Origin of the sequence: Micromonospora noduli, assembly GCF_003264475.1 — a bacterium.
GTDB classification, from domain to species: domain Bacteria; phylum Actinomycetota; class Actinomycetes; order Mycobacteriales; family Micromonosporaceae; genus Micromonospora; species Micromonospora noduli.
In genome coordinates, this window is record NZ_PYAC01000001.1 from 1021556 (window position 1) to 1048252 (window position 26697).

At 68.4% G+C, this 26697-nt stretch carries 20 protein-coding genes and 1 pseudogene; 15 read left to right on the forward strand and 6 right to left on the reverse strand.

What is annotated here, in order from left to right; genetic code table 11:
* Positions 1-60 precede the first annotated feature (60 nt).
* The 3 genes from MED15_RS04455 to MED15_RS04465 all read left to right on the forward strand — a co-directional run bounded on the left by MED15_RS04455 (position 61) and on the right by MED15_RS04465 (position 2006).
* Complete coding sequence (locus MED15_RS04455) at positions 61-741, forward strand: TMEM175 family protein (RefSeq protein WP_208646494.1); 681 nt, start codon at positions 61-63, stop codon at positions 739-741.
* A gap of 73 nt (positions 742-814) precedes the next feature.
* Positions 815-1222, forward strand: coding sequence for a DUF2267 domain-containing protein (locus tag MED15_RS04460; protein ID WP_244220355.1), 408 nt, complete (start codon positions 815-817; stop codon positions 1220-1222).
* A 61-nt stretch (positions 1223-1283) separates the two neighbouring features.
* Positions 1284-2006 (forward strand): hypothetical protein, encoded by a 723-nt coding sequence (locus MED15_RS04465; RefSeq protein WP_091404841.1) that lies wholly within the window; start codon positions 1284-1286, stop codon positions 2004-2006.
* A 65-nt stretch (positions 2007-2071) separates the two neighbouring features.
* Here the strand turns inward: MED15_RS04465 and MED15_RS04470 are convergent, their stop codons facing one another.
* The 3 genes and pseudogenes from MED15_RS04470 to MED15_RS04475 form a co-directional block, all read right to left on the reverse strand.
* Positions 2072-2758: a DUF1345 domain-containing protein gene (locus MED15_RS04470; RefSeq protein WP_244220356.1), complete on the reverse strand. Its 687-nt coding sequence runs from the start codon at positions 2756-2758 to the stop codon at positions 2072-2074.
* 63 nt (positions 2759-2821) lie between these two features.
* Positions 2822-3093 (reverse strand): annotated as a pseudogene (locus MED15_RS34760) (DUF6766 family protein).
* A 30-nt stretch (positions 3094-3123) separates the two neighbouring features.
* Positions 3124-4134, reverse strand: coding sequence for a mechanosensitive ion channel family protein (locus MED15_RS04475; RefSeq protein ID WP_112697602.1), 1011 nt, complete (start codon positions 4132-4134; stop codon positions 3124-3126).
* Positions 4135-4466: 332 nt separating this feature from the next.
* Between MED15_RS04475 and MED15_RS04480 the strand changes: the two genes are divergently transcribed.
* The 7 genes from MED15_RS04480 to MED15_RS04505 all read left to right on the forward strand — a co-directional run bounded on the left by MED15_RS04480 (position 4467) and on the right by MED15_RS04505 (position 16181).
* The gene (locus MED15_RS04480; protein WP_112733499.1) at positions 4467-7421 is read left to right on the forward strand and encodes an ATP-binding protein; all 2955 of its coding nucleotides are present in this window, start codon (positions 4467-4469) and stop codon (positions 7419-7421) included.
* A gap of 80 nt (positions 7422-7501) precedes the next feature.
* Complete coding sequence (locus tag MED15_RS33365) at positions 7502-7654, forward strand: hypothetical protein (RefSeq protein ID WP_167457574.1); 153 nt, start codon at positions 7502-7504, stop codon at positions 7652-7654.
* Positions 7655-7668: 14 nt separating this feature from the next.
* Positions 7669-13857 (forward strand): S8 family serine peptidase, encoded by a 6189-nt coding sequence (locus tag MED15_RS04485; protein WP_112734830.1) that lies wholly within the window; start codon positions 7669-7671, stop codon positions 13855-13857.
* A gap of 262 nt (positions 13858-14119) precedes the next feature.
* On the forward strand, positions 14120-14716 hold the full coding sequence (locus tag MED15_RS04490; protein WP_112583222.1) for a molybdopterin-dependent oxidoreductase: 597 nt from the start codon (positions 14120-14122) through the stop codon (positions 14714-14716).
* Positions 14686-15426 (forward strand): FAD-binding oxidoreductase, encoded by a 741-nt coding sequence (locus tag MED15_RS04495; protein WP_112604203.1) that lies wholly within the window; start codon positions 14686-14688, stop codon positions 15424-15426. Before MED15_RS04490 ends, MED15_RS04495 begins: the two co-directional genes overlap by 31 nt.
* A gap of 2 nt (positions 15427-15428) precedes the next feature.
* The gene (locus MED15_RS04500) at positions 15429-15722 is read left to right on the forward strand and encodes a DUF6510 family protein (protein WP_244220357.1); all 294 of its coding nucleotides are present in this window, start codon (positions 15429-15431) and stop codon (positions 15720-15722) included.
* 51 nt (positions 15723-15773) lie between these two features.
* Positions 15774-16181, forward strand: a complete 408-nt coding sequence (locus tag MED15_RS04505) for a GNAT family N-acetyltransferase (RefSeq protein WP_146758779.1) — start codon at positions 15774-15776, stop codon at positions 16179-16181.
* 166 nt (positions 16182-16347) lie between these two features.
* Here the strand turns inward: MED15_RS04505 and MED15_RS04510 are convergent, their stop codons facing one another.
* On the reverse strand, positions 16348-17265 hold the full coding sequence (locus MED15_RS04510; RefSeq protein WP_112604205.1) for an NADP-dependent oxidoreductase: 918 nt from the start codon (positions 17263-17265) through the stop codon (positions 16348-16350).
* 494 nt (positions 17266-17759) lie between these two features.
* Here MED15_RS04510 and msrB point away from each other — a divergent pair, with 494 nt between their 5' ends.
* The 5 genes from msrB (at position 17760) to MED15_RS04535 (ending at position 22544) form a co-directional block, all read left to right on the forward strand.
* Entirely contained in the window at positions 17760-18251 is a 492-nt protein-coding gene (gene msrB / locus MED15_RS04515) for a peptide-methionine (R)-S-oxide reductase MsrB (protein ID WP_112583217.1), read from the forward strand.
* A complete protein-coding gene (msrA, locus tag MED15_RS04520; RefSeq protein WP_112583216.1) occupies positions 18248-18754 on the forward strand; it encodes a peptide-methionine (S)-S-oxide reductase MsrA in 507 nt (168 codons plus the stop codon). The genes msrB and msrA overlap by 4 nt, the downstream gene beginning before the upstream one ends.
* A 226-nt stretch (positions 18755-18980) precedes the next feature.
* Positions 18981-19637 carry a TetR/AcrR family transcriptional regulator gene (locus MED15_RS04525; protein ID WP_112604207.1) on the forward strand — a complete coding sequence of 219 codons (657 nt, stop codon included), beginning with the start codon at positions 18981-18983 and terminating at the stop codon, positions 19635-19637.
* A gap of 348 nt (positions 19638-19985) precedes the next feature.
* Positions 19986-20414 carry an OsmC family protein gene (locus MED15_RS04530; protein ID WP_112583214.1) on the forward strand — a complete coding sequence of 143 codons (429 nt, stop codon included), beginning with the start codon at positions 19986-19988 and terminating at the stop codon, positions 20412-20414.
* A 240-nt stretch (positions 20415-20654) separates the two neighbouring features.
* Entirely contained in the window at positions 20655-22544 is a 1890-nt protein-coding gene (locus tag MED15_RS04535; RefSeq protein WP_112604211.1) for a Na+/H+ antiporter NhaA, read from the forward strand.
* A 61-nt stretch (positions 22545-22605) separates the two neighbouring features.
* Here MED15_RS04535 and MED15_RS04540 read toward each other — a convergent pair whose 3' ends face one another.
* Complete coding sequence (locus tag MED15_RS04540; protein ID WP_112604213.1) at positions 22606-23091, reverse strand: DUF417 family protein; 486 nt, start codon at positions 23089-23091, stop codon at positions 22606-22608.
* Between the two features lie 131 nt (positions 23092-23222).
* Entirely contained in the window at positions 23223-26408 is a 3186-nt protein-coding gene (locus MED15_RS04545; RefSeq protein ID WP_112734832.1) for a penicillin acylase family protein, read from the reverse strand.
* Positions 26409-26697: the final 289 nt, after the last annotated feature.

Sequence of the window (26697 nt, forward strand, 5' to 3'; positions counted from 1 at the left end):
TGCATTCGCCACCGAGCTGCCCAGCTGTTTGCCGCAGACGACCCTGGGTAGGCGCGGTCGGTGAGCGGGCCAGACACAGACCTCGGCACCCGATCGGACACCAGCCGTGCCGTGGCGTTCAGCGATGCGATCTTCGCCATCATCATCACGCTGCTCGTCCTGGACCTCGGGATACCGGACGTCCCGCCTGGTCGTCTCCTGTCCGGTTTGCTCAGTCAGTGGCCGTCGTACGTCGCCTATCTCGCGTCCTACTCGTACGTGGCCGTCGTCTGGCTCAACCACAAGGCGGCGTTCAACCGGATTCGGCAGGTCGATCGTGGGCTGCACTGGATGAACCTGCTCGTACTGTTCAGCACGGCGCTGCTGCCGTTTCCAACGATTGTCGTGTCGCATGCGCTGCAGGAGCACAACAACGCGGACCAGCGTGTGGCCATCGCCTTCTATGCGCTCATCGGCGCGTTCTTGTGCGCGACGTGGCTGGCATTTTACCACTACCTGGCCAGGCACCCTGATCTGCTGAAGGAGCAGGTCAAGGGCGGTTTCTTTCACGGCGAGCGGTTCCGGGCCCTTGCCGGGGTCGTCCTGTACCTCCTCGCGGGGGTGATCGGCTACCTGGTGGCACCCTTGATCGGCTTGGTCATCTTTCCCTTCCTACCCGTCTTCTATGCCCTCACCAGCGCCGGCCTGTACCAGTTGCGGGTGACCCGGCGTATCACCCACCACCCTTCGCCACCATCCTGAGGGCGGGCGAACCGCCGTTTCACCCGGGCGTGGGTGGGAACCCGCCGCAATCCGTTTCGAGAGGGGACCCGAGGTGAACTACAGCGAGTTCATTCAGTCTGTGGCAGCACGACCCAAGGTTTCACCGGGGCAGGCGGAACCGATTACCCGCGCCACGCTCGAGACTGTGGCAAAACGGATCACTGGTGGCCAGGCAAGGGACCTCGCCTCCCAGCTCCCCGAGGAGCTACGAGGCCTGGTGTCCAGGCCCACCGAAGATCCGGAACGGTTCGGTCTCACCGAATTCCTGGAACGGGTGCAGTCCCGGGCAGGGGTCGATCGCGAGATGGCCACGGAGGGAGCGCGGGCCGTGATGGATACCCTGCGTGAGGCTGCCAGCGCGAAGGAGTACGGAGACTTCGTCGACCAGTTGCCGCAGGAGTTCTGGCAGTTGACCGGGCCTGGCTCTGGACAGCTCCAGCCTCGCCGGATCGGCACCTAGGCCACACCGATAGGTGGGCTCCATTCGGTCCGGATGTCAGGCGAGGCCCGAGGAGTGCGGGATGACCGAACCGGAGAGCCGGGACACGGGCGCACGAGAGTTGCCCGCCCCGACGAGTGGTGAGCACGGCCTTCCCCAGCCGGCTGGTGGGCACAGCAGCAAGACCATGTCAGACCCGGACGTCGTCCTCCAGATTCCGCAGGTCAAGGTCGAACAGATCTACGTCGAGGTCGACGATCTGGACGCCTCTGTTTCTCTGCGAGCCCGGCTGGGTAGCCTGCTCCAGCTCGACGTGGGCGTTCAGGCGCGTCTCGGCACGGTGAAGATCGATATCAAGGGCGTCGAGGCCGAGGCGATGCTCGAGGTTCGGCTCGACGAGGTACGGGGAATTCTCGACAGCGCCCTCCGCACGATCGAGCGCAACCCTCAGATCATCGAGTCGGTGGTGAAGACGGTGGACAAGGCCGTGGACCAGGTGGGGCAGACAGCGCAGGAGGCGCTGGGGCCCAATGGTCCGCTGTCGCAGACGCTGCAGCAGGCCACCCAGCAGGTCGGTCAACAACTCGGGCAGGCCGCCCAGCAGCTCGGGCAGTCCACCCAGCAACTGGCTCAGACCAGCGGAACGACGGCTGGCGGCGGTGTGGAGGGTCTCGGCAGCGTGCTGGGCGGGTCTCCGGCCCGAGCGGCGTGGCGACGGATGAAGAGGACCGTCCACAGTAGTCAGCCACTGAGGCAGGTCACGACGCGGCTAGCAGGACCGCAGGGGCAGCAGCCGCCGGGCTGATCGACGTCCACCGTGGTGGCGACATGGCAGCGGGCCAGGTCACGCCACTGCATGCTCCGCGGGGGTCATGATTGGCCCAGGTTGGTGACCAGGTTGACGGCGACGGCCAGGATGCCAGTTCCGAAGGTGTAGGAGAGCAGGGCATGCCCGAGCGCGATCCGGCGCATGCGGTTGCTTGTGGGTTCGTTCTCGCCCGGGGCGTAGGACATGCCGACGGTGAAGGCGACGTACGCGAAGTCGGCGTAGGCCGGTGGATCTTCCCGCTTGAAATCGATGCCGCCATCGTGGCGGTAGTACAGCCGCGCGTACTTGAGTGCGAAGACCGTATTCACCAGCGCCCACGCCAGGACCACCGCGACGACGCTGAGGATCACCAGCGTGACAGCCACCACGTCCTGCTGGTTCGAGGCGCGGATGAGCGCCTCGGCCACGGCGACGAGGCTGATGACGGACGCGATCAGGACCGCCGCATCGGTGGAACGGGACTGCTGCTCCGCCTCGGCAAGCTGCTCGGTGCGCCGTGGGCTCGCCGGCCAGCAGGCCCGCCACACCCAGACGAGGACCGTGCCCGCCGCGATCGTCCAGATCACCAGCGGCGTCAACTCCGGTGCCCCGACCAACGCGATGGCGGTCCCTGCCACGACACCGACGGCTAACGACCACAGGGCACGCCTGACCGACAGGAGCCGTCCCCGCGCCGGTCGTCCCGATTGCTGCTCCACCTGGTCAGCGTTCCAGCTGAAGCAGATCACGTAGGAAAAACCGGAAGCGATTACCGGATCAGGTTGTGAATATCCTGGAATCGTGGAGAGGTCTCAGCCCTCCATTCCGGTGGCGGTGTGCGCCACGCCGACCGGCTTGGATTGTGAGGACCCTCGCTGTCGCAGGTAGATCGAAAGAACGACCATCGGGAGATGGCCAGTAGTTCCGACTGCCAGTTCTCCAGTGTGCGGTTCCAGAAGTCGGGCTGGAGCAGGTACCCGGCCCCAAGACGCCCGCTGGACTCCCAACGGAGAGAGGAGGCCCCGCCGCAGTGGCGCCATTGACGGGTTGCCCTCAAGAGATGCGGGCTGAACGGGGTCGCCATCGAGCGGATTTGAGCTCAGGCCCCGCCCATTCAAGGCTGATACTGACTGCGGGTGCGGGGAAGCCACTGGGGATGGCGGTCGCGCAGGTAGCGCACCAGTCCCTCGCGCAGGTCGCAGCGCAGGTCCCAGGCGCTGGCGCCGTCGGCGGCCGAGGCCTGAACCTGGATGACCGCTGTCTGGGGGGTGGAGTCGACCATCTGGAGCACCCACTGGTGGCGATCCCACAGCGGTGAGGACTCGACCAGCCGGCGCGTTTCCCGTCGTAGGTCGTCCAGGTCGGCGGTGTGGTCGACATGAATCTGGATCTTGCCGACAACCCTGGACTCGTTCCGGGTCCAGTTCTGAAACGGCCGCTCGGTGAAGTACGTGGTCGGCAGGATGAGCATCCGCTCGTCCCAGAGCCGGATCACCACGTTGGTCAGCTTCACCTCCTCAACCCGGCCCCATTCGCCGTCCACCACCAGCACGTCGCCGACGTGCAGGCCGTCGGCGAACGCGACCTGGACACCGGCGAACGCGTTGCCGAGCGCGGTACGGGCCGACAGGCCGATCAACGCGCCGACCACCCCCGCCGACGTCAACACGGAGACGCCGAAGAGGCGTACCGGCCGAAAGGTGATCAGGATCAGGCCGATCGCGACGATGGTGACCACGGCGACGGTGAGCCGCCGCACGGGGCGAATCTGCGTCCGGGCCCGCCGGACCCGCCGGCTGGCGACCGCGTCGCCAGGCAGTCGACTGAACGCGACCGCCTCGGCGACGTGCAACGCCTTGTTCACCAACCATGCCCCGGATATCACCAGCGCCACCCGGGCGACGTGCCGCAGCTGAGGCTGCCACCCGACCGGTCCCAGAGGCAGCGCGTAGTACAGCGCCCCGGCCAGCAGGACCGCTGCCGCCGGGCGGCGGCAGGCATGCCGCAGCGGCTCCAGCAGCCAGCGGTAACGGCCACGGGCTATGCGGCGGACGACCATGCCAGTGATCAGGTCCACGACCACCGCCGTCGCCAGCGCGGCTACTACGATCAACGCGGTACGCATCAGAGGCCGTTCACCGTAATCCCGATGCCAGCTTCCCCCGGCTCACTGCCCTGTCCACGTGCTCAGGGTGCCACCCCGTCCAGTGGCAGGCGGCCAACATCGGCGAACAACCGTTGACCACAGCTGCGTCAGTCGCCCGACGGTCGCTTTCCTGGAGCAGTACCGAGGACCCTGCACTCGTACGACGTGGTCATAGAACTGGTCCGGACGCAACGCCCTGGGCGAAGACTATTGCAGCAGCCCCTCGCCGATCGGGGTCGGCCGTGCTGCGAGAAGGATCCCGTGACGCGAGGGTACTTGTGTCCGAGCAGCGAAAAGCGAGATCATCACGCATGCTCGACCCCTCGACCGAGGACGACGGGACCTCACCGACCGTCTCCACTCCGCACTTCGTGGGTCGTGATCGGGAGCTGGCGGCGCTTCGGGGCGCCCTGGCCCGGCCACCGGCGATCGTGCTGGTCGAGGGCGAGGCGGGGATCGGGAAGAGCCGACTGCTGCGAGAGTGGCTGGCCGCACCGGGCCAGCGCACCGCCTTGGTGTCGGTGTGCCCACCGCTTCGCGAGTCGCTGACGTTGGGGCCGATCGTCGACGCGTTCCGTGGGATCGACCGTCCGGTGTCGCGATTGCGGCTCACCGAGCTTGCGGGTGCGTTACGGCCCCTGTTCCCTGAGTGGTCCACGGACCTGCCGCCCGCATTGCAGCCCCTGGGCGATGCGAAGGCGGCGCGGCATCGCCTGTTCCGCGCCCTGGAGGAGCTGCTGCGGGCTCTGCATGTCGATGTTCTCGTGCTCGAGGACGCGCACTGGGCCGACGAGGTGACCCTGGAGTTCCTGCTGTTCGTCACCTCCCGACAGCAGTCGCAGGGGCCCAGCCTCGTGATCTCCTATCGGCCGGAGGAGGTGGACGACGGTTCGCTGTTGCTGCGGCTGACGTCCCGGTTGCCTGCTGGCGTGACCCAGCTGAGGATCGCCCTGGCGCCGATGCGACCCGACGACACGGCAGCGCTGGTGTCCTCGATGCTAGACGGCAACCCGATATCCCAGGAGTTCACGACCTTCATGCACGAGCGGACCGGCGGTGTTCCGCTGGCCGTGGAGGAGTCGGTTCGCCTCATGTGCGACCGCGCCGACCTCGTCTTCCGCGACGGGCAGTGGGTCCGGCTGAAGTTGCGCGAGCTACAGGTGCCGCCAACGGTGCGCGACTCCACCCGGGAGCGGGTGGGCCGTCTGTCGCCGACGGCGCAGCAGGTGTTGCGGGCCGCGGCGACGTTGGCTGAGCGGTCATCGGTGGAAACGATCGCGATGACCGCCGGTCTGTCACCAGCCGCGTGCCGAGGCGCTGTCGCGGAGGCGGCCGGCGCCGGTGTCCTGGACGGAGACGACCGCGGCCGGTGGCGATTCCGTCATGTGCTGGCCGCCACGGCTGTCTACGAAGCGATCCCGTTGACCGACCGCAGGCACTTCCACCTGCGGGCCGGCCGGGCCGTGGAGCACATCCATCCACCGCCGGTGGCACAGCTTGCCCACCACTTTCGCGAGGCGGGCGAGACGCAGTCCTGGGCACGGTACGCCGAGCAGAGTGCCGAGCTGGCCATGGCCTCGGGCGACCACACCAAGGCCGTCGACCTGCTGGTCGACCTGTTGACGTGGGCCGTGCTGGCGCCGGTGGACCGGGCACGGGTCGCGCGCATCGCCGGAGTCGCCGCACTGGGTCGTCGTGAACCGGTCGACGAGGTCTACCACCGCGTGATCCGTACCTTGCGCTCGGTGCTGGAGACCCCCGGTCTCTCCGCCCGCCAGCAGGCCGAGATCCGCAACCCCCTGGGTCGGCTCCTGATCACCGGGGGTGAGGCGCAGGCAGCACTCAGCGAGCTGGAGCAGGCGGTGGCCAACCTCGACCATGACCCGGTCGAGGCGGCTCGGGCAATGACCTACCTTGGCTGGGCCTATGCGGGACCGTGGCCGGCGTCGACCCATCGGCGTTGGCTGGATCGCGCCGCTGAACTCACCGCCGACTTCGATTCTCCCGCGGAGCGGCTGAACCTGGCCGGCAACCGAGCCGCGGCGTTGCTCATGCTCGGCGAAGAGGAGGCCTGGGACGTCGTCGCCGACCTGCCCGTCGACGGGGCGACGCCGGCGGAGCGTCTCGACGTGGCCCGCATCCACGCAAACGTCGGGACCGGCGCACTGATCTGGGGTCGGTACGCCGACGCGGAGGAACACCTCGCCGTGGCGATGCGCCTTGCCGAGGCCGAGCAGGCGTCCCGGTTGCACCACAACGTCGGACTCGAACAGGCCAACCTGGCGTGGCTCACCGGCCGGTGGGAGGGTCTCGCGGAGCGAAGCACGGCACTCGCCGATGCCGACCGGGACCGGCCGGCGCACTACCTCGGCAGCATTCGCCTCGCTGCCCGGCTGGCAGCCGCAGCCGGACGGCGGCGCGCGGCCGAGGAGCAGTTCCGGCTGGTCCTCGAGGAGTCTGCCCGCCTTGGCGCAGCCGACGACACGATGGAGGCCGCCGCCGCGTTGGCCAGGCTGTGGCTGACGGACGGAAACAGCGGCCGGGCACTGCAGATCACGAATGAGCCGATGGACACCGTCCGGAGGAAGGGCATCTGGGTCTGGGCGACGGACCTCGTTCCCGCCCGGATCGAGGCGCACCTCGCCGCGGGGGATCTGAAGGCCGCGACCCGTCTGGGCGACCAGTTCGCCAGAGGGCTGCGTGGCCGTACGGCGCCTGCGCCTCGCGCCGCGCTCACCGTCTGCCGTGCCCTGCTGCTCGCCGCAGCCGGAGACCACGCCCGCGCGGCTACGGCATACGGTCGGGCGGCAAGCGCCTGGAGCGCGTTGCCACGACCGTACGACGCCATGCTCGCCCGTGAGCGTCAAGCCGAGGCGCTCATCGCGCAGGGCCAGGTCGAGCAGGGCCGAGAGTTGCTGGCGGCACAGTACGAGCAGCTGTTCAGGCTCGGGGCCCGCGGCGATGCCGACCGGGTCGCACAGCGGCTTCGCGAACAGGGCGCCGAGGTCCCGCGACTGTGGCGCGGCGGCCGACGCGGGTACGGCGACCAGCTCTCCCCCCGCGAGCTCGACGTGGTCCAACTGGTCGTCGCCGGCAAGACGAACCGGGAGATCAGTCGGATCCTGGCCAAGTCGCCGGCCACAGTGGATCAGCAGCTGCGTGCCGCGATGCGCAAGTTGAAGGTGAGCTCCCGGACCGCGCTCGCGGTCAAGGCGGTGGAGGCCGGAGTGTTCGCAGAAGAGGACTCCCTCCACGACGCGTCGTGAAAATTGACGTATCCGCTGGATAGCGACTGTCACTCGTCCCGCCGAGCATGACTGGATGATTCATAGCCGTTGGGCAATGCATGCCTGAGCGACCTGTCGCGGGTGACGACGCCGCCGTCGAGCACCCGCCGCCACCCGAGCTGTCCCGCGAGCCGGACGTCAGCGCCCCCGATGCCTGTGACGTTGACGGTGCCGACGACCACAAGAACCACGACCCCTACCAACCCCTGTAGGTCGAAGGACTCTCATGAGACTCAAAGCCCTCGCGGCTTCGCTTGCCGCAGCGGTCGGCCTGAGCATGATCCAGGCTCCACCGGCGTCTGCCGCTGAGCCGGATCCCGGCGCCGCCGTCAACAAGATCGCTCCGAGCCTGAAGGACCGCTTCCGCACGTCTCCGGCTTCCGACTTCTGGATCAGGTTCGAGACCGCTGCCGACCTCGGGCCAGCGAAGAAGCTCACCGATTGGACCGCTCGTGGCCAGTTCGTCTACGACGCGCTGACCGCAGCGACGAAGGACTCCCTGGCATCCGTCTCCACCGACCTCGACCGGGCGGGCGTCAAGTACACCTCCTACCCGATCGCCAACGCCGTGCTCGTCAAGGGGGGCACCGAGAAGCTGGCCCTCACCGTGGCCTCCAAGGTGCAGGTCGCCGAGATCCACGCGACGCCGCAGGTCGCGCTGGTCGAGCCCGTGGACGAGAAGATCCCCACTGACCAGGCTGCCCGCCCCACCGCCCCGAAGACCACCGCCGAGGCGGGCACCGTCTCGTGGGGTCTGGACGCCATCCACGCGCCGCAGGCGTGGGCCATGGGCGCCACCGGTGCGGGCATCACCGTGTCCAACCTCGACTCGGGCGTTCAGTTCGACCACCCCGCCCTGGCTCACCAGTATCGGGGCACGAAGCCCGACGGCACCGTCGACCACAACTACAACTGGATGGCCGCCCGGGGCACGTGCACTGGCACACCGTGCGACGACAACGGACACGGCACGCACACCATGGGCACCATGGTCGGCGACGACGGCACCAACCACGTCGGCGTCGCCCCGGACGCGCAGTGGATCGCGACGAACGGCTGCTGCGACAGCACCGGCGTCGAGTCGCTGCTGCGGTCCGGCTGGTGGCTGCTCGCCCCGACCGACGTCCAGGGGAACAACCCCGACCCGTCCAAGCGCCCCCACGTCGTCAACAACTCGTGGGGCCAGACCGTCGAGCACAGCTTCGACGACTTCTTCCAGGCCATCGACGAGGCCTGGAGCGCCGCGGGCATCTTCAGCGTCTGGTCGTCGGGCAACACCACGCCGTACGCGGCCTGCGACACCGTCTCCTCGCCCGGCTCCGCCGAGAGCGCCTACTCCGTCGGCGCGTACTCATCGGACGGCACGCTCGCGTCGTTCTCCCGCAAGGGCGAGGGTGAAGGTGGCCGGATCAAGCCCGAGATCTCCGCTCCGGGCGACGCCGTCCGTTCGTCGTACCCGAACAACAGCTACACCGAGATGTCCGGCACCTCGATGGCGGCACCCCACGTCGCCGGCGCCGTCGCAGCGCTGTGGAGCTACGACCCGACCCTCATCGGGCAGGTCGAGGCAACCCGCCGGCTGCTCGCCGAGTCGGCCGTCGACGTCGATGACACCGAGTGCGGCGGCACCGCCGAGGTCAACAACAAGTACGGCGAGGGCCGGCTCGACCTCGTCCGCCTGCTCGAGCTCGCGCCCCGACAGGGCGGCACCCTCACCGGTGTCGTCACCGCCAACGGCGCCCCGGTCCCCGCTGCCGAGGTGACGATCAGCGGACCGTTCAGCCGGTCGATCGGAACCGACAAGGACGGCCGGTTCACGACGAACCTTCCGGTCGGCGACTACCAACTCAGCACCAAGGTCTTCGGCTACCTGACCGCGACCGCCAACGTCACGATCACCCTCGGCCAGGACACCTCCGTCAAGCTGCCACTCACGGCCGCCGTGCGGCACGACATCAGCGGCACTGTCGTCGATGACAAGAAGCGGCCCGTCCCGAACGCCGACGTGTCCGTCAAGGACACGCCGCTGAAGCCGGTACGCACGGACGCCAACGGCGCGTTCACGATCACCGCTGTCCCCGAGGGCGGGTACACCCTGGGCGTCAAGCCCAACGCCTGCTTCTCCCCCACGTCTGTCCCGCTGACCGTCGGCGCGCAGAACGAGCCGCGCGAGATCCAAGTCGGGCTCGTCGTCGACAAGGGCGGCTACAGCTGTGCCGTCTCCGACGGCGCGTACCTGCGCGGCACCGACCCGGTCGCGTTCACCAGTGGCGTGTGGGCGACGGTGAAGCTGCCGTTCCCGATCGCGCTCTACAACGGCAGCCACGACACCCTCGGCATCGGCCTGCGCGGTGTGATCTCCCCGGACACCAGCACCGGCCCCGGCAGCGGCGGCGCGGGCATCTTCCCGTTCTCCGTCCAGAGTCCCGTCGAGTTCGCCCCCGGCGGGGGTGTCTTCACGGCAGCCACCAAGGTCAACGGCGAGGATGCGTTCGTCGTCGAGTACCGCAGGGCCAAGCTCTGGGCCTATCCGATCCGGTCGGAGTACACGGAGCCGGTCAGCTTCTCGGCCACCCTCACCCGCTCCGGCACGGTGATCTTCGGGTACGGCGACGGCGTCGGGTCCGACGACCCGGTGACCGCCGGCGTGCACGCCACCACGGGCATTCAGGGCTGGGCCGGTGTCGACGGCATCCGGTTCTCCGACAGCGCCCCGGTGCTGCGCGACGGGATGATCGTCACCTACGACATGCCTGACTTCGGGTACCTGGACGCGACAGTCGTCGACCAGAACGACGGGCTGCCGGTGGCCGGGGCCAAGGTCTCGTTCACGGACAAGCTGGGGCTCGTCGAGACCGTCACGACCAACGGGACGGGCATGGTGCATCGCCAGCTTCCGGTCGGCGACTACACCATGACTGTCGACGCGCCGAACTACACGACCGCGGCGTACCCCTTCTCCCTGGACAAGCTCTACGCCAGTGCCAAGATCGACGCGCGGCTGACCACGGGTGCCGCCGGCCTGAAGGCCGACGGCCTCGACGCGCTGTTGGGTACCGACCAGAACGGCGCGGGCACGCTGACGCTGACCAACAACGGTTCCGCCCCGCTCACGTACAACCTGGGCGAGGCCGCGCGCCACCCCGAGCTTGACGCCGCCGACGCCACCGCGCGCACCGGGAAGGGTGCGGCCAGCACGATCGACCTCACCGCCTGGAAGGCCGGTGCGAGCGGCATGAAGCCGTCGAACGTCGACGGCAAGGCCGCGACGGCGAGCGCCGCGGAAGCGCAGGCGGCCGCCAAGGTCGGTACGACCTCCGGCGGTGACGTCATCACCCGGATCGCCATCCCGGGCACGATCGCGGAGAAGGAGCCGTCCGGCGTCGGGTACGACGGCGACGTCTGGGTCCACGACTACAACGCGCGGACCAACACCGCCTGGACGGTGACGGGCAAGCCGACCGGGAAGGTCTTCGACGCGTCGTGGAACCCCGCGTACCGGGCGTTCGACATGGCGCTCGACGCCAAGACCGGTGACATGTGCCAGATGGAGGACAGCCCGGCCAGCTTCATCCACTGCTTCGACCGGCAGACCGGGAAGGAGACCCGGCAGATCAAGGGTGCCTGGTCCACGCTGCAGCTGACCGGCCTCGCCTACAACCCCACCGAGGACGTGTTCTACGTCGGCGGCCGGGCGAACGGCATGATCGGCACCGTCGCCGGGACGTCGCACGACAACCCGGGTGCGCTGCTGTCCTTCTGCGCCCCGCCGCTGCCCGAGGTGATGGGCCTGGCCTACAACCAGGCGTCCGACACCATCTGGTACACCGACCTCACCTCGAACCGGCCCACCCGCCTGCTGCAGGTCGACCCCGACGACTGCTCACTGGTGAACGCGTGGTGGTTCCCGGGCCAGAAGGCGGGCCAGGGCGGCGGCCTCGAGACCGACTCGACCGGTGCGCTGTGGGCGGCGGACCAGGTCGCCGACGACGTCGTGCTGGTCGACGTCGAGGACGACCTGCTCACCGACCTGCCGTGGCTGTCGCTCTCCTCGACCGGCGGCACCCTCGCCCCAGGTCAGTCCACGACCGTCAAGGTCTCGATCTCCTCGAAGGGCACCAGGCCAGGGGCCCTCGGCGCGAACATCGTGGTGCGGTCCGACTCCGGACGCCAGTCCAAGACCTACGTCCCGGTGACTCTCACGACCACGAAGTACCAGGTCGGCGTCAACGCCGGCGGCCCCAGGTTCACCGACGGCTCCGGCTACACCTGGTCCGCCGACCAGGCCGCCAGCAGAACGACGTGGGGTTACGAGGGGAAGACCAAGGACGCCTCCACGAAGGCCGGGATCGCCGGCACGACGGACGACAGCCTGTTCCAGTCGCAGCGCACCACGCCGGACAAGCAGTTGTTCTACCGCTTCCCCGACGCGCCCAAGGGCACCTACGCGATCGATTTCGGGTTCGCCGAGATCGAGAAGGTGGCCAAGGGCAAGCGGGTGTTCGACGTCCTCGTGGACGGAACGCTGACGGAGTACGCGTACGACCCGGCCGCGGCCGTGGGGCCGAACGCCGCCGACTGGCGCACCGCCGTGGTGAAGCACGAGGGCGGTCCGCTGACCGTGGAGCTGCGGGGCTCGAAGGGCCTGAAGCCGCCGACCATCGCCGCGTTGCGGGTGACGCTCGACCCGCGGGCAGACACGGCGGAGCCCGAGCCCCAGCCCGAGCAGCCGGAGCCGGGCCCCGTGCCGGTGGCCCCCGCCGGTCGCTCGTACTCGATGAAGGTGACCGACGGCCTCTACCGCCAGGGCACGCAGGAGTCCGGATGGCACGGCGACGACCTCTGCGGCGTGCTGTGGTTCGACTCCAGCTTCCTGGCTCCGTTCTACGACACGGCCTGGGACGGCGTGTGTGTGACGACGAACGGCGCGCTGACCTTCGACCGCGCCAGCACGCAGGGGAGCAACACGGCGCTGCCGTCGCCGTACCCGATCGACGCGATCTACCCGCTCTGGGACGACCTCATCGTCGACGACGAGGCGGGCATCTACTTCGGCACGACCGAGGTGGACGGGCTGGCGGCGCAGGTCATCGAATGGCGCAACGTCGCCTTCTACAGTGACCGGGCGGCTCGGGTGAGCTTCTCCGTCACCCTGATCGCGGACGGACGGATCCAGATCGGGTACGGCGACGGCGTCGGCGGCGACAACCCCCTCACCCGCGGGTCGTCGGCGACGGTCGGCGTGGAGAGTCTGACGCGCAGCCCCGCGAGCCAGTACTCCTTCGACCAGCCCGTCCTGAGGGCCGGTCTGGGGTTGGAGTACACCCTCCCGGCCGCGGGCACGATTGAGGGTACGGTCACCGACAAGAACGACGGCAAGCCGATCGAGGGCGCGATCGTCACGCTCAAGGGGCCGGCCGGTGAACGCGTCATCACCACCGACGCAAAGGGCCGGTGGAAGGCTCAGGCGCTGGTCGGCGAGAACACCGTGCAGGTCGAGGCGCCGAACTACGTCACCGCCAGCCACCCGGTGACCATCGCCAAGAAGGATCAGGCCGAGGTGGTCGACACGGCGTTGACGACCGGCGTCGCCACCGTCACCGGAGGTGACTTCGACTGGCTCCTCGACAAGGCCCAGAAGGCGACGGCCGACGTGACAGTGACCAACAGCGGCTCCGCCCCGCTTGAGGTGCGGATCAGCGAGCAGAAGCGCACCAGCGACGGTGGGCACGAGGCTGCCGACCTTGCCTGGCTGACCCTCACGGGCCCGGCCGCGACCGGCACGGTCACGCTCGCGGCCGGCGAATCCACCACGGTCACGGCGACGGCCGACAACGCCGGGGTCCAGCCCGGCGTGCTCGTCGGAGACGTGCTGGTGACGTCGAACGCCGGCAAGGGCGAAGCCCAGCTCAAGCCGGTCCGCCTGGCGACCTCGGCCTACTGGGAGGGTGTCGACGTGGGCGGATCCGGACACGTCGGTGCCGACGGCTTCGTCTGGTCGCCCGACCAGCAGCTCGGCTCGCGGCCGTGGGGCTACGTCGGCGGCAAGACGCGCGCCACCAAGGCCGACATCGCCGGCACCGAGGCCGACGCGCTGTTCCGCACCCAGCGGACCGGCGAGACGTTCAGCTACGTGTTCAAGAACGCCCCCGCCGGTAAGTACCGGATCGGCCTCGACTTCGCCGAGATCGAGAAGGTCAAGGTCGGCAAGCGTGCCTTCGATGTGCTGGTCGACGGCAAGGTCGTGCTCTACGACCACGACGTGCAGGCGAAGGTGGGTGCGCTGACCGCGGACATGAACGCGGTCACCGTCGAGCACACCGGTGGCGATCTGAAGGTCGAGCTTCTCCGCGAGAAGGGCGAGAGCGACCCGATTCTCAACGCCCTGAAGGTCCAGCAGGACCCGCGCCTCTGAGGTAGCCAGACCTATCCGCCAACAGTGGTCAGAGCCTCCTCGGAAAGGATCGCCGGGGAGGCTCTGACCACGACGCCCGCAACCGTCGACTGACACACCGCTGAAGGCCACTCCTGGCACCTACGCCAAGAGCACTGAGGCTTACGCCACCGATAGCCAGCGAGGTTTGCCGACAGCCGCCACATCAGCGTAACCTGGACGATATGGTCCAGTTAATTTACGCCAGAGTGCGGGCATCCGCCCTCAACCCAGGGCGGGGCGCATGGCGGTGATCACACGCGGTTTCGGTGGCCGCAGACGCGACGACGCCGACCTCCCGCCTGGCCAGTACCGCACCGACGACTTCCCGGTACTGTCGGCGGGACCGACACCGCGCATCGGCCTCGACGAGTGGGAGCTCGCCGTCGTCACCGAGACCGGCGAGCGGAGCACGTGGTCATGGGCGGAGTTCACCGCCCTCCCTGCCGACGAGCCGACTGTGGACATCCATTGCGTCACGCGCTGGTCGAAGTTCGGCACGAGCTGGCGAGGCGTCTCCGTGGACACGCTGCTGGCCGACGTCGACACTGCGGCCGAGTACGTGGTCGCCCACTCCTACGGCGGCTACACCACGAACATCCCGCTCGAGGGCCTTCTCGACGGCCAGGCCTGGGTGGCGTACGAGTTTGACGGCGCGCCGCTGGCTCCTGTGCACGGCGGGCCGGCCCGCCTCCTCGTCCCTCACCTGTACTTCTGGAAGAGCGCGAAATGGCTGCGCGCTCTGGAACTCCGTCTCGACGACGAGCCCGGGTTCTGGGAGACGGCCGGCTACCACAACGACGGTGACCCATGGCGCGAGCAGCGGTACCTGGAGGACTGACCTGGCAGCCGGCGACCGTCGCGGCCACCCGCGCGGAGACTGCGACGGCGCGGACCCTGGTCCTCGACGTCGACGGCTGGACAGGTCACGTGCCGGGCCAGCACGTCGACGTCCGGTTGACGGCTCCCGACGGCTACATGGCGCACCGCAGCTACTCGATCTCGTCCGCCCCGGGGCCCGACCGACTCGAGGTGACCGTCCAGGCGGTGATCGACGGCGAGGTGTCGCCACACCTCGTCGAGGTTGCGGAGCCGGGTGACCACCTCGAGATCCGAGGGCCGCTCGGGGGCTGGTTCGTACGCCGACCCTCCGACCCGCGCCCGGCGTTGCTGATCGGCGGCGGCTCCGGCGTGGCGCCCCTGATGTCGATGGTGCGTGCGGCGACGAATCCCACCAGGCTGCTCTACTCGACCCGATCCCCGTCGGATGCGCTGTTCACGGCGGATCTTGCGACTGCACAAGCCACAGGCAATACTCCTGTCGCCGTCACCCACGTCTATACCAGGGTCGCGCCCCACGGCTGGCCGGCCCCACCTCGACGACTGGACGCGGACATCCTTGCCCGCGTCGCCTGGCCCCGCGATGCCGACATTGTCGCGTTCGTCTGCGGGCCCACCGGATTCGTCGAAACCGTGGCCGACCTTCTCGTCGAAATCGGCCACAACCCCGCGAACATCCGCACCGAGCGTTTCGGACCCACCGGAGGATGACCGTGCCGACCACCAACGTCGGAGCAGACGATCCACCCTGGGTGGACGGTAACGCCCTCGCCGGACCGCTCGGTGAGATCATGGGGACTGACCTCACCGTTGCCGAGCTCACCTGCGCCGGCTGCCGGATGACCCGTCCGCTGGCCGCGATGCGCGTGTTCGACCGAGCGCCGGGCCTCGTCGCCCGATGTCCCGGCTGCGAGGACGTTGTCATGCGCCTGGTGCGCACGGCGTATCGGGCCCTGGTCGACCTGCGTGGGTCCCTCGTCGTCAGCATTCCGGTGCCGATCACCTGAGCACCAAGGAATCCGCAACAATCGGGGCGGAGTGACAATCAGGAGGAAAAATTGGCGAACAACACCGAAGACATGATCACGCTGACCAGCGCCGAGCAGGACTCGGGTGGCTCGAACCTGTCGGTAGCCACCCCGGCCGGCGCGGAAGACTTCGTCATCACCAACAACACCGCGAGCGGCATCTACGAGGCTGCGATAGGGGGCCGGACAGCCGCAGGGTTGGTCTACAGCATGGTCGGAAGCCGCGTCATCCTGTCGGCGACATCCGTGTTCCCCGAGTTCCGGGGGAAGGGAGTAGCGAGCAGGCTCATCGGCGGCGTCCTCGACGAGCTGCGCATGCAAGGGAAGACCGCTACCGTGACGTGTCCGTTCGCGGCAGCATTCGTCGGTGCTCATCCGGAGTACGCCGACGTGCTGGACCTGGCATTCCCTCGGTCGGACCCAGCCAAGGGGCATTGAACACGGGTCGTCGGGCCCTGAACGCGGGCCGGCCGCCGGAGAGGCTCAAGTGTCCAACGGCCGGCGGACAATCGCATGAATCGCGCTTTCGCCGAGGGTGCGCCCAGCGGTCGCGGGCTGCGAACGCGTGGGCACGTCCGCAGCCCCGCTCGCTGTCCCCGAATCCTTACGAGTGAGCGCGGATGATCGTCTTCCCGGTGACCCGCTCGGTCGGGTTGAGAGCGGCGACGGCGTCGTCGAGGTCCGCGACATTGCCGATGTTCGTCCGCAGTCGCCCGTCCCGTACCCGCCGGACGATTTCCCCCAGTTGTCCACGATCAGACGTCACGACGAAGTCGATCGCCAGGCCGTCCGCGGGCCGCGCCTCGGTCGGCCCGACAACGGAGACCAGTGTTCCTCCGGCTCGAATCAGGCCTGCCGACCGCTTCCCGATGTCACCGCCGATGACGTCGAAAACCAGATCGACTCCGCCGACGTCCTCCAGGGCCTCGTTGCCGAGGTCGACGAACTCGTGTGTGCCGAAGTCGAGCGCCCTTTCACGGTCGGCAGCGCGCCCGGTGCCGATGACATAGGCGCCGAACTCGCGTGCGAGCTGCGTCACCATCGAACCGACCGCGCCGGCCGCACCGTGCACGAGGACGCTCTGCCCCGCCTGAAGGCGGCCGTGCTCGAATAATCCCTGCCAGGCGGTCAGGCCAGAGATCGGCAGGCTCGCGCCCACCGTGAAGTCGACGTCGCCGGGCAGCGGCGCGAGGTTACGCGCCTCGACGGCCACATACTCCGCCAGAGTGCCGTCGCGGGTCCAGTCCGTCAGGCCGAACACCCGCTGTCCCACCGACAGTCCCGTCGTGCCATACCCGAGAGCGCTGACCACTCCGGCCAGTTCGTGCCCGGGAATCGACGGAGTCCGGTCACGGCCGAGGCGATCGGTCCAGGTCGAGGGCCATGCCATCTCGGTCGGGACGAACCCCGACGCATGAACCTGAACGACGACGTCATTGAGGGCCGGTTCGGGCTCAGGCCGCTCTGCCAGCGTCATCCCGGCCGTTCCCGCAGCCTCGTCCGTCACCACAATCGCCTTCATCAGGTACCTCCTTGTATTCAGCCCCCGTCTGCACTGCCACGAGGAGCACCGTTCCGTTTCCCAGCAATGACGGCGCCACGCCTCGGCGCCGCACCACGCCACGCCACGCCACGGTGATCGGGCGCGGGTGGGGCGCGAGGATTCGCCGTAAGTGGCGGGGATGTCTGCCGAACCCGACGTCGGCGGGCAAGTCGGGCAGCTCGTCGCTGCCCGGAGGCGCCCGTCGGACGTCCCGAACCTAGTCGCGGCAAAACTGGTCTGTCAAGTCCACTATTGGGCCACGTGGTTGTTGATGTGACTACGAGAAGTGCCAGCTCAAGCCCTATGCATACGGACGGTTTGGCGCCGGCCGGGCCCGTCTTTCGGACCTAGGGGTCCAGGGAGTGTGGAGGCTGCGGGAATACCACCGCCCCGGAGAGCGTCTGTACTTGCGCGTCCAGGTGCACTCCACCTGGCTCCGCAACCGTGCGTGGCAAGGCCGTGAAGGGAGAGCTGTGGCCCAGCAGACCCAGTACCGCAAGAACCCGGAGACCGTTTCGGGGCTCAACCCGGAGCAGTACCGCGTGACCCAGCAGGACGGCACCGAGCGACCGTTCACCAATGCCTACTGGGACAATCACGAGCCCGGCATCTACGTCGATGTGGTGTCCGGCGAGCCATTGTTCGCATCGGTCGACAAGTACGACAGCAACTCCGGCTGGCCGAGCTTCACCAAGCCGATCGCCAAGACGAACGTTGTCGAGCGCAAAGACTCCAGCCACGGAATGATCCGGACTGAGGCCCGCTCGCTGCACGGGGACAGCCACCTGGGTCACGTCTTCAACGACGGCCCGCCAGAAAAGGGTGGACTGCGTTACTGCATCAACTCGGCATCGCTGCGGTTCATCCACCTCGACGACCTGCAGGACGCAGGGTACGGCGAATACCGCATTCTGTTCACGAGTGCCACCGACACCGGCACGACGACACACAAGGAGACGACGTGAACACCGAAAAGGCAATCCTCGCCGGCGGCTGCTTCTGGGGCATGGAGGAGTTGTTCCGCCGCCAGCCCGGCATCGTGTCCACGCGCGTCGGCTACAGCGGCGGCGACGTCCCGAACGCCACCTACCGCAACCACGGCACCCACGCGGAGTCCATCGAGGTCGTCTACGACACCGACAGGACCGACTTCCGCGCGCTGCTCGAGTTCTTCTTCCAGATCCACGACCCTTCGACGAAGAACCGCCAGGGTAACGACATCGGCATCAGCTACCGCTCGGCGATCTTCTACACCAGCGATGAGCAGAAGCGGGTCGCGGAGGACACCATCGCCGACGTCGACGCCTCGGGTCTGTGGCCCGGCAAGGTCGTCACCGAGGTCACCGCGGCAGGCGACTTCTGGGAAGCCGAGCCTGAGCACCAGAACTACCTACAGACCTACCCCAACGGATACACCTGCCACTTCCCCCGCCCCGGATGGAAGCTTCCGAAGCGGGCGACGGCCTGACACCTCCGGCGCGCGGACCCCGGGTCCGCGCGCCGGTCCGGGCCGAGGCGGACCGAATAGTCCAATACAGCTCCTGCCGACGATGACCTGGCGATGTCGGCCCCGTTCATCGAGCCAACGACGCGCAGGCGCGCCCTTCACCGCCGCGTGAATGCGACATGGCATCGGATGGACTCCAAGGTCCCGTTTTCCCTAGATTATCTGGCGCGCTGGATACACTTGACAGATGAGCGACGAGCAGGTGGCTGCGCCGACGAATAGGCGGAGGATCAGTCAACGGGGCATCGCGACGCGAGAACGGATCCTCGAGGCCGCGAACCGGCTGATGCTCGTGCGCGGAGTGAACGCGACGACCCTTGACGACATCCGCGAGGCAAGCCAGACGAGCAAGTCTCAGCTCTACCACCACTTCGCCGACAAGCAGGAACTTGTGCGCGCCTTGGTCAAATATCGAGGCGCGCTTGTGCTTCAGCGTGAGCGTGCAGGGCTCGAACGACTGAGATCATTCTCAGGGCTGGTCCGGTGGCGCAACGCCCTGGTCCAGGCCAACTCGCTGAACAACGGCAAATACGGGTGCGGCCTCGGGTCGATGGCTCTCGAACTGTCCGATCAAGATGAGCAGGCTCGATCGTCTCTGTCGGAGACGTTCGCGGCATGGGAAAAGCTGATCAGTGATGGCCTGCACCGGATGCAGGACAGCGGTCTGCTGCGCCATGACGCCGACCCGGAGAAGTTGGCCACTGGCTTGATGGCCGCATTGCAGGGCGGCTACTTGCTGGCGAACGCCTCGCACGACATCGCACCCATGGAAGTCGCTCTGGACATGGCGCTGGAACATATCAAATCGTTCCTCACGCAGCCGTCCGGTGAGCCGACCCGTTAATTCGAGCAACGCTGCTCACATCCGCATCGACTTCCCGGGCCGACGCGCCAGCGCAAGGGACCATTTGGTCCATTTTACGACTTGGATCCGATCGGGCCCAGTCCGGGAGTGTTGGACCTAGCCGCCCCTCGGTGCAGTCTGCGCCATCACACCGTCCAGGATCACCAAGGGCGCAGGGTTCGGCCAGCGAACAGTCGTTTGGACTATCCAGTCCACGCAGGCTAGCCTGCGGAGGTACCGGCCCAGGGTGATGCGCCCGGCCACAGCCTCCGCTCGGACTTCGGCTCGGCTGTTGCTGGGTCCGTATCCCTGGACCCTCACCACTGGATCCACAGGAAGGCGCGGCTGATGGAAACCGATCAGGATCATGTCGTCGCATCGGCCCGAGTTGTCCTTCCGGCCACAGAGCGCCGGCGCACGGACATGACGACCCGCGGCTTCACGTTCATCGCCGATGAACCGCACAGCGGCGCACTCGGTGACGGCCCGACGCCGACGGAGTACCTGTTGATGGCGCTCGCGTCGTGCACTGCTCAGACGCTGCGGCAGTACGTCGACTACAAGTACGACACCGCCGGCGACATCACCGTCGAGATCGACTACCACGAACCCGAGCAGGAAGGCGCAGAGCGCTACCTGCAGCGCACGATCACGCTCAGCGAGGAGCCCGACCCTGACGACCTGAAGGTGATGCACGACATTGCCGAGAGGTCCCCGGTGACCCTGCTGATTCAGTTCGCATGGAGCGTGCGGACCGCGTTCGTCGGGCCGCGCTGAGAACAGACCGTCTGCTGCTCGGCGATCACGGCCGTGCAGCAGACGGTTGCCATTGCGCCCCAGCGGCGACAGTGTTTCCGTCGACCGCGACCGCTGGGGCGGCGCGATCAGTACCCGAACCGGACGCCTGGTGCGGCTGAGTGGCGGCCAGCAGCGCCGGGTCCGGGGGGTCGCGCGTCTCATTGCGCCACGTGGTCTAGCTATCCGTGCTGGCCCGGCCAGCACGTCGAAGGGTGACGTGTGACCGAAACCAAGAGCGGCCGAACGATCTGGAAGCGGAACCTGGCGTCACCGCTGTGGGCATTCTTACGAATCGAGTCCGGCAGCGCCGGCATACTCGTGGCCGCCATCGTCGCCGCACTGTTCTGGGCCAATATCGACCTTGGCTCCTACGAAGCCGTATGGCGCACCCAGTTGTCCCTGCGCCTCGGGCACCTCGAACTCTCCCGCGACCTGCAGACCTGGATCAACAGTGGCTTGATGACGCTGTTCTTCCTTGTCGTCGGCCTTGAGGCGCGGCGCGAGTTCGACCTCGGCGACCTCCGCGACCGGCGACGTTTCGTGCTGCCCAGCGTGGCCGGCCTGATTGGCATGCTGATCCCGGTACTGATCTTCCTGGGGATCAACCACGGTGGGCCGGGTGCGCATGGTTGGGGCGTGGCCATGTCGACCGACACGGCCCTTGCGTTGGGTCTGCTGGCACTGCTCGGCCGAGGTGTGCCCGACCGGGTCCGGATCTTCCTGCTCACCGTGTTCGTGGTCGACGATGTGATCGCACTCATCGTCATCGCCCTGGTCTACAGCGAGGACATCAGGGTTCTGCCCATCGTGGTGGCCGTTGTCGCATTCGCGGTCATGTTGGCCATCCACGCAGGCGGCGTCCGACGGGGCTGGGCGTACGTGCCGGTCGCCGTCGTGATGTGGGGCGCGTTGCTGGTCAGCGGAGTCGACCCTGTGGTGACCGGCCTGGCCATCGGATTGACCGCGTTTGCCTACTCCCCCGGCCGATCTGACCTCGAAAAGGTCACCGGGCTGTTCCGGTCGTTCCGTGAGCAGCCGACGCCCACGCTCGCGCGTACGGCCTCGATCGGCTTGGCGAACACGCTGTCGCCCAACGACCGCCTTCAGCGCATCTACCACCCATGGTCCAGCTACGTCATCGTGCCGCTGTTCGGCCTGGCCAACGCCGGAATCAGCATCGACCGTCCGTTCCTGGCCCAGGCGTTCGCGTCGCCTGTCACCTGGGGCGTGCTGCTCGGGTATGTCGTCGGCAAGCCGCTCGCCGTGATCGGCACCTCGGCCGGGCTCACCTGGCTCTCCCACGGGCGTATCCGTCCGGCCGTGGGCTGGGCGGGCGTGCTCGGCAGCGGCACGATCGCCGGTGTCAGCTTCACGGTGTCACTGCTGGTCGCGAGCCTGGCCTTCACCGGCGACCAACTGGCCGAGGCCAAGGTCGGGGTGCTCAGCGCCGCGATCGTATCCTCAGCACTGACCTGGGTCGCGTTCCGCGTCACCAACACGTTTCCCCAGGACAAGCGCGTCCGTGCGCTCTTCGGCGACATGACGGAGCTGATCGATCTCACCCCAGCGGTCGACGAGAAGCAGGACCACGTCCGCGGCCCAGCCGGTGCATCGGTAACGCTGGTGCAATACGGCGACTTCCAGTGCCCGTACTGCGGGAAGGCCGAACCAGTCGTCCGGCAGCTGCTGGGCGACGCCGACCTGCGCTTCGTGTGGCGTCACCTGCCTCTGTCAGACGTGCATCCGCAGGCCCGACTGGCAGCCGAGGGCGCCGAAGCAGCCGCCGCTCAGGGAAAATTCTGGCAGATGCATGACCTGTTGCTCGACCACCAGGGCGAACTGGACATCACCACTCTGATCGAGTACGCCGACGACCTCGGTCTGGATCAGAGACGATTCCACGACGATCTGACCAACCAGGCCCACGCCGCCCGCATCGACAGTGACATCGACTCCGCCGACAACAGCGGAGTGTCCGGCACCCCGACGTTCTTCATCAACGGCCGCCGCCACTACGGCGCCTACGACATCACGGCCTTGACCGCGGCCATTCGCATGGCCCGAGCCCGCGCCCGCCTCGGCCACGACGCACCACCGATTCGTCATTAGACGCGTTGCGTTGACACGACGGCACGCCCGTCGGCCCGTCGGTCCGGGCCATGCTCCTGATTCATCGCGCTCGCGGGCCGGTCAGCAGGGTCGCCGCGCGCAGCGACTCGGCAGCTGTCAGGAGGGCGGCGCCGAGAAGCACTGTGTCTTTGAGCAGGAATTGTCCCAGCTGAGAAAGGCTCAATATCCCCTGCCCTTCCTGCCGGGCCTCAGGCGTCGTGGCCAGGAAACTGAGCGTGGTAACGAACATCCCCGTCGCACCGAAGCTACCGATCGCTGAGGCTCTGGGCGCAAAGGGCTTGGCGACGATCAGGGAACCCAGAGCGATCTCCGTGACCCCGATGAGTCGGTTGAGCTTTTCTGCGCCCAGCCTCGCGCGGAGCCGCGAGAACAGCGGACTCGAGGTAACCAGGGGCTCGTCGTTCTCCACCTCGTACGGCTTGAACTTGAGCGCACCGATCCACAAGATGTTCGTCGCCAACGCGCAGCGCAGGACTGAGAAGCCCACCGAGGCGAGGCCATCGGCGTACGAGTGTCCTGTGCCCATCGCTCGCTCCTGTTCGCCGCGTCGACGCTCGGCCTGCTGGGGGCCATTACCCGCTGGGACCGGCAACACGCATCGAGGGCGCGCCTCCGGAGGGGCCGGCGAGTGATTCCCGCCGACCCCTCCGGGCGAGGTCACTTTCCGTAAACCTCGAATTCGTAGAGCGAGAACCCGTACGAGGTGGCCCGCTTGACCCCGTACACCCGCACGTAGCGGGCGGTGACGGGGGCGAAGGTGGCGTTGTCGACGCCGCCGTTGCCGGTGGCGGTGGTGAACACCGGCGTCCATGAGGTGCCGTCGCCGGACACCTCGATCCGGTACGAGGTGCCGTGCGCGGCCTCCCAGCGCAGCACGACCCTGCTGACGCTGCGGGCCGCCCCGAGGTCGACCCTGAGCCACTGGTTGTCGTTGTAACTGCTGGCCCACCGGCTGCCGAGGCTGCCGTCGACCGCCTTGTCCGGTGTGTGGCTGGTCAGAAACTGGGTGCTCGACGCGGTGGTCGGACGGCCCTGCGCCAGGTTGGTGACATCGTCGCCCCGGCGCGCCGGGAACGAGACGACCTGCTGGTAGGTGGGGCGGTTCTGCCAGGCGATCACCGGATGGGTGATGCCGCCGAGCCCGGACTGGGCGATCGAGTCGGCACACCACTGGTCGCCAGCCCCGCAGGACTTGTCTCCGGGGTAGACGGTGGTGGCCGGCACCGCAGCGGCCTGGCCGAGCGCGTCGAGCAGTGCCTGCCGGCACGCGCCGAGGTTGCCGTTGCCGCAGTACGCGCGGCCCAGCCCACCCGCCACCGGGTCGCCGAGTACGGCCCGCAGGTCCTTGTCGACGTAGCCCCACCAGCCGTACTGGAACGACGAGCCCTTGTGCGCCTGCCCCTGCAACGCCCAACTCGCGGCGCCGTCGCGTCCGCCGTTCTGGCCGCCCGACGGCGCCTCGTTCACCTCGATGGCGTCGACCAGCGCGGCGTAGAGGTCCGACCCGAGGCCGGGGCGGAACTGCGCCGAGGCCAGCAGCGGCCACCAGGCGTCGAAGATCCGGATGGCGTCGGCGTGCTGGTAGACCTTGGAGCCGGAGGACGTCTCCACCCGGCGGGCCCCGGCCTGCTGCCAGGCCCGCAGCTTGCCCACCGCGTCGACCAGCGCCGGATCCGTGACCGGTGTGCTGTCCAGCACCCGCAGCAGGTCACCGAGAACCTGCTGGCCGCGCAGGTCGGTCACCGCCGCATCCGCCATGATCGTGACGACGTCGGCGCGGCCGAGCTTGCGCTGGGCGATCGCGGCGCGCACCGGGCCGTCGAGCAACTGAGCCCGGTGTACGGAGCCGAAGCTGAAGTTGCCGTCGGCGGCCCCGAAGTCCCGCGCCTGCTTGTTGTTCCAGCTGACGTAGTAGTCCTGGTTGACCGACTGCGGATGCGCCGACGCCGGGGTGTAGGTGGCGTCGTTGGTGTCCGGGTTCCAGCCGGCCCACTCGTACGCCGCTTCGGCCTTGGTGGGCAGGTTCGGGTCGGCGGTGGCCGGACGGACCGGGTTCGAGCCGGAGTTGTAGTACGCCGCCTCGGTCGAGTTGACGTAGAACCAGTTGAACGCGTACCCGACGTCGGCCGCGGACGCCTGGAAGGCCGCGGCGCTGCCCATCGCGGCCGGGTCGTTGAAGGCCTGGAAGCCGATCGCCGAGTCAGCCTCGTGCTGGTAGGTCGAGCGCAGTTTGGTGAACGCGGTCGGCTGCCCGTTCACCAGGCCCCGGTGGGTCACCAGCCCGTACTTGGTGCGCAGCGCGCGCAGGGTGTACGAGCCGGCCGGGGTGGAGTCGGCCAACGTCGGTGACCAGGAGTTGCGCTGCTCCAGCGCCTCCATGGCGAGGCACTGCCCGTGGTAGAGGTAGCGGTTGGTGCGCAGCGTCGGGGCGCTGCCGTCGGTGGTGCACAGCGGCACCGCGTACGTGTCGGTGAGGTCCTGGGAGGCGGAGGTAGCGCTCCACGCGTAGTCCTGGCCCCGGCCGAGCAGCACGTAGAGGTTGAGCCCGGCGAACGCGGCGCCCCGAGCGCTGATGCCCGGGCCCTGCAACTCCTGGAGCATCAGCAACTGCGGCGCGAAGTAACCGGTCTGCGGCCCGAACACGGCCACCGGGTTGCCGGTGGTGGTGTGCCGTCCGGAGACCACCACCGCGTTGGACATGCCGTGAGCGCGCAGGTTGGCCAGGCCGCCGAGCAGTTCCTTGGTGGCGGTGCTGGCGCCGGTGCGGGCGGCGGCCCCGCCGGTGGCGTCGTAGGCCAGGGGTTCGGCGACCACCGAGCCGGCGTCGGGGAGCACCGCGCTGGTCGCGCCGGGCGGCGTCGCCCCGTACGGGAAGCTCTGCCCGTCGTGCAGGGTGAGCACGGTCTCCGGGTCGTTCTGCGAGCGGAAGGCCGCCCACACCCGGTCGCCCTCGGTCGCGCCGTACTTGGCGCGGGCGGCCACCCGGACCAGCGCGGACTGGATCTCTCTGCCGCCGCCCCCGCCGAAGAGTCCGCCGATCACGCCGGCGGTGGCGATCAGATCGGTCATGGTGAAGTGCTTCGGCTTACCGGCGCCGGCGAGCACGTACTCGCCCGGGTAGTTGTCCTCGGCGATCGACCTGTCGATGTAGGCGTTGATGCCAGCGATGTAGTCGACCACGTCGGTGTAGAGCTGCTGGCCCCGGGCGCCCTTGGTGCGCAGCGCGTCCACCTGGGCCTGGAGGTCCGCCTCGGTGTACGGCGAGTTGGCCCAGACGCTCTGCTCCAGCTCACGGTTGCCAGGGGCGCCGCCGGCGAACGAGGTGACGTTGCCGCGGCCGACGTGCCGCAGCAGGTCCATCACCCAGAGCCGGTCCTGTGCCCCGGCGTAGCCGGCGCCGAACATGGTGCCGGCGCGGGTGGTGCCTGTGACGTGCGGGACGCCGGTGGCCTTGTCCCGCACGATGGTGACGTCCGCGCGCGGTGAGACGGTGCTCTCCACCTGTGCGGCCGGGACACCGAACGAGGCGTCGTTGTAGAAGTGGGCGATCTGTTCGTCGGTCAGCCCGGCGTAGTTGTAGACCAGGTTCGCGTACTCGTCGAGCTGGTCGCTGGAGTGCGCCGGGCGGGTGCCGAGCGCCTGGTGCGCCAGGATGGCGACCAGCGTGGCGTTGCCGTTCTGCCCGGGGGGCAGGATGTCGGCGCACTGGCCGAGGCAGTAGTCGTTGGCGGCGAACGTTGTGGCGGCCAGCGCCGGTGACGGCGGGGTCACCGTCAGGACGCTCGCGGTCAGGACGGCGGCGGTGAACGCCGCGAGCCGGTTACGGAGAGCGGGACGGGGCATGGCGATCCTCCGGGGACGCGGAGTCGGGCCGTTCGGTCACGCCCGGCTGCCGGTGCCGACGTCTCGCCCTCCGCGCCCGGGCGATCCGCCAGGAGGTGAGAGTGACTCACATCTATCTCCCGGCAATGATCGACGTAGGACCCCCGCCCGGGATACCCGTCGTTCACCACGCGCCAATGCCGACGTTTCGCCGATTTCCCCTCACCGACTTCCCGGATCACGGCTTTGGTGGTGTCCGGCGACTGCACCGGCACCGCACCGAAATGAATGGCCTCGCCGACCCGATCCG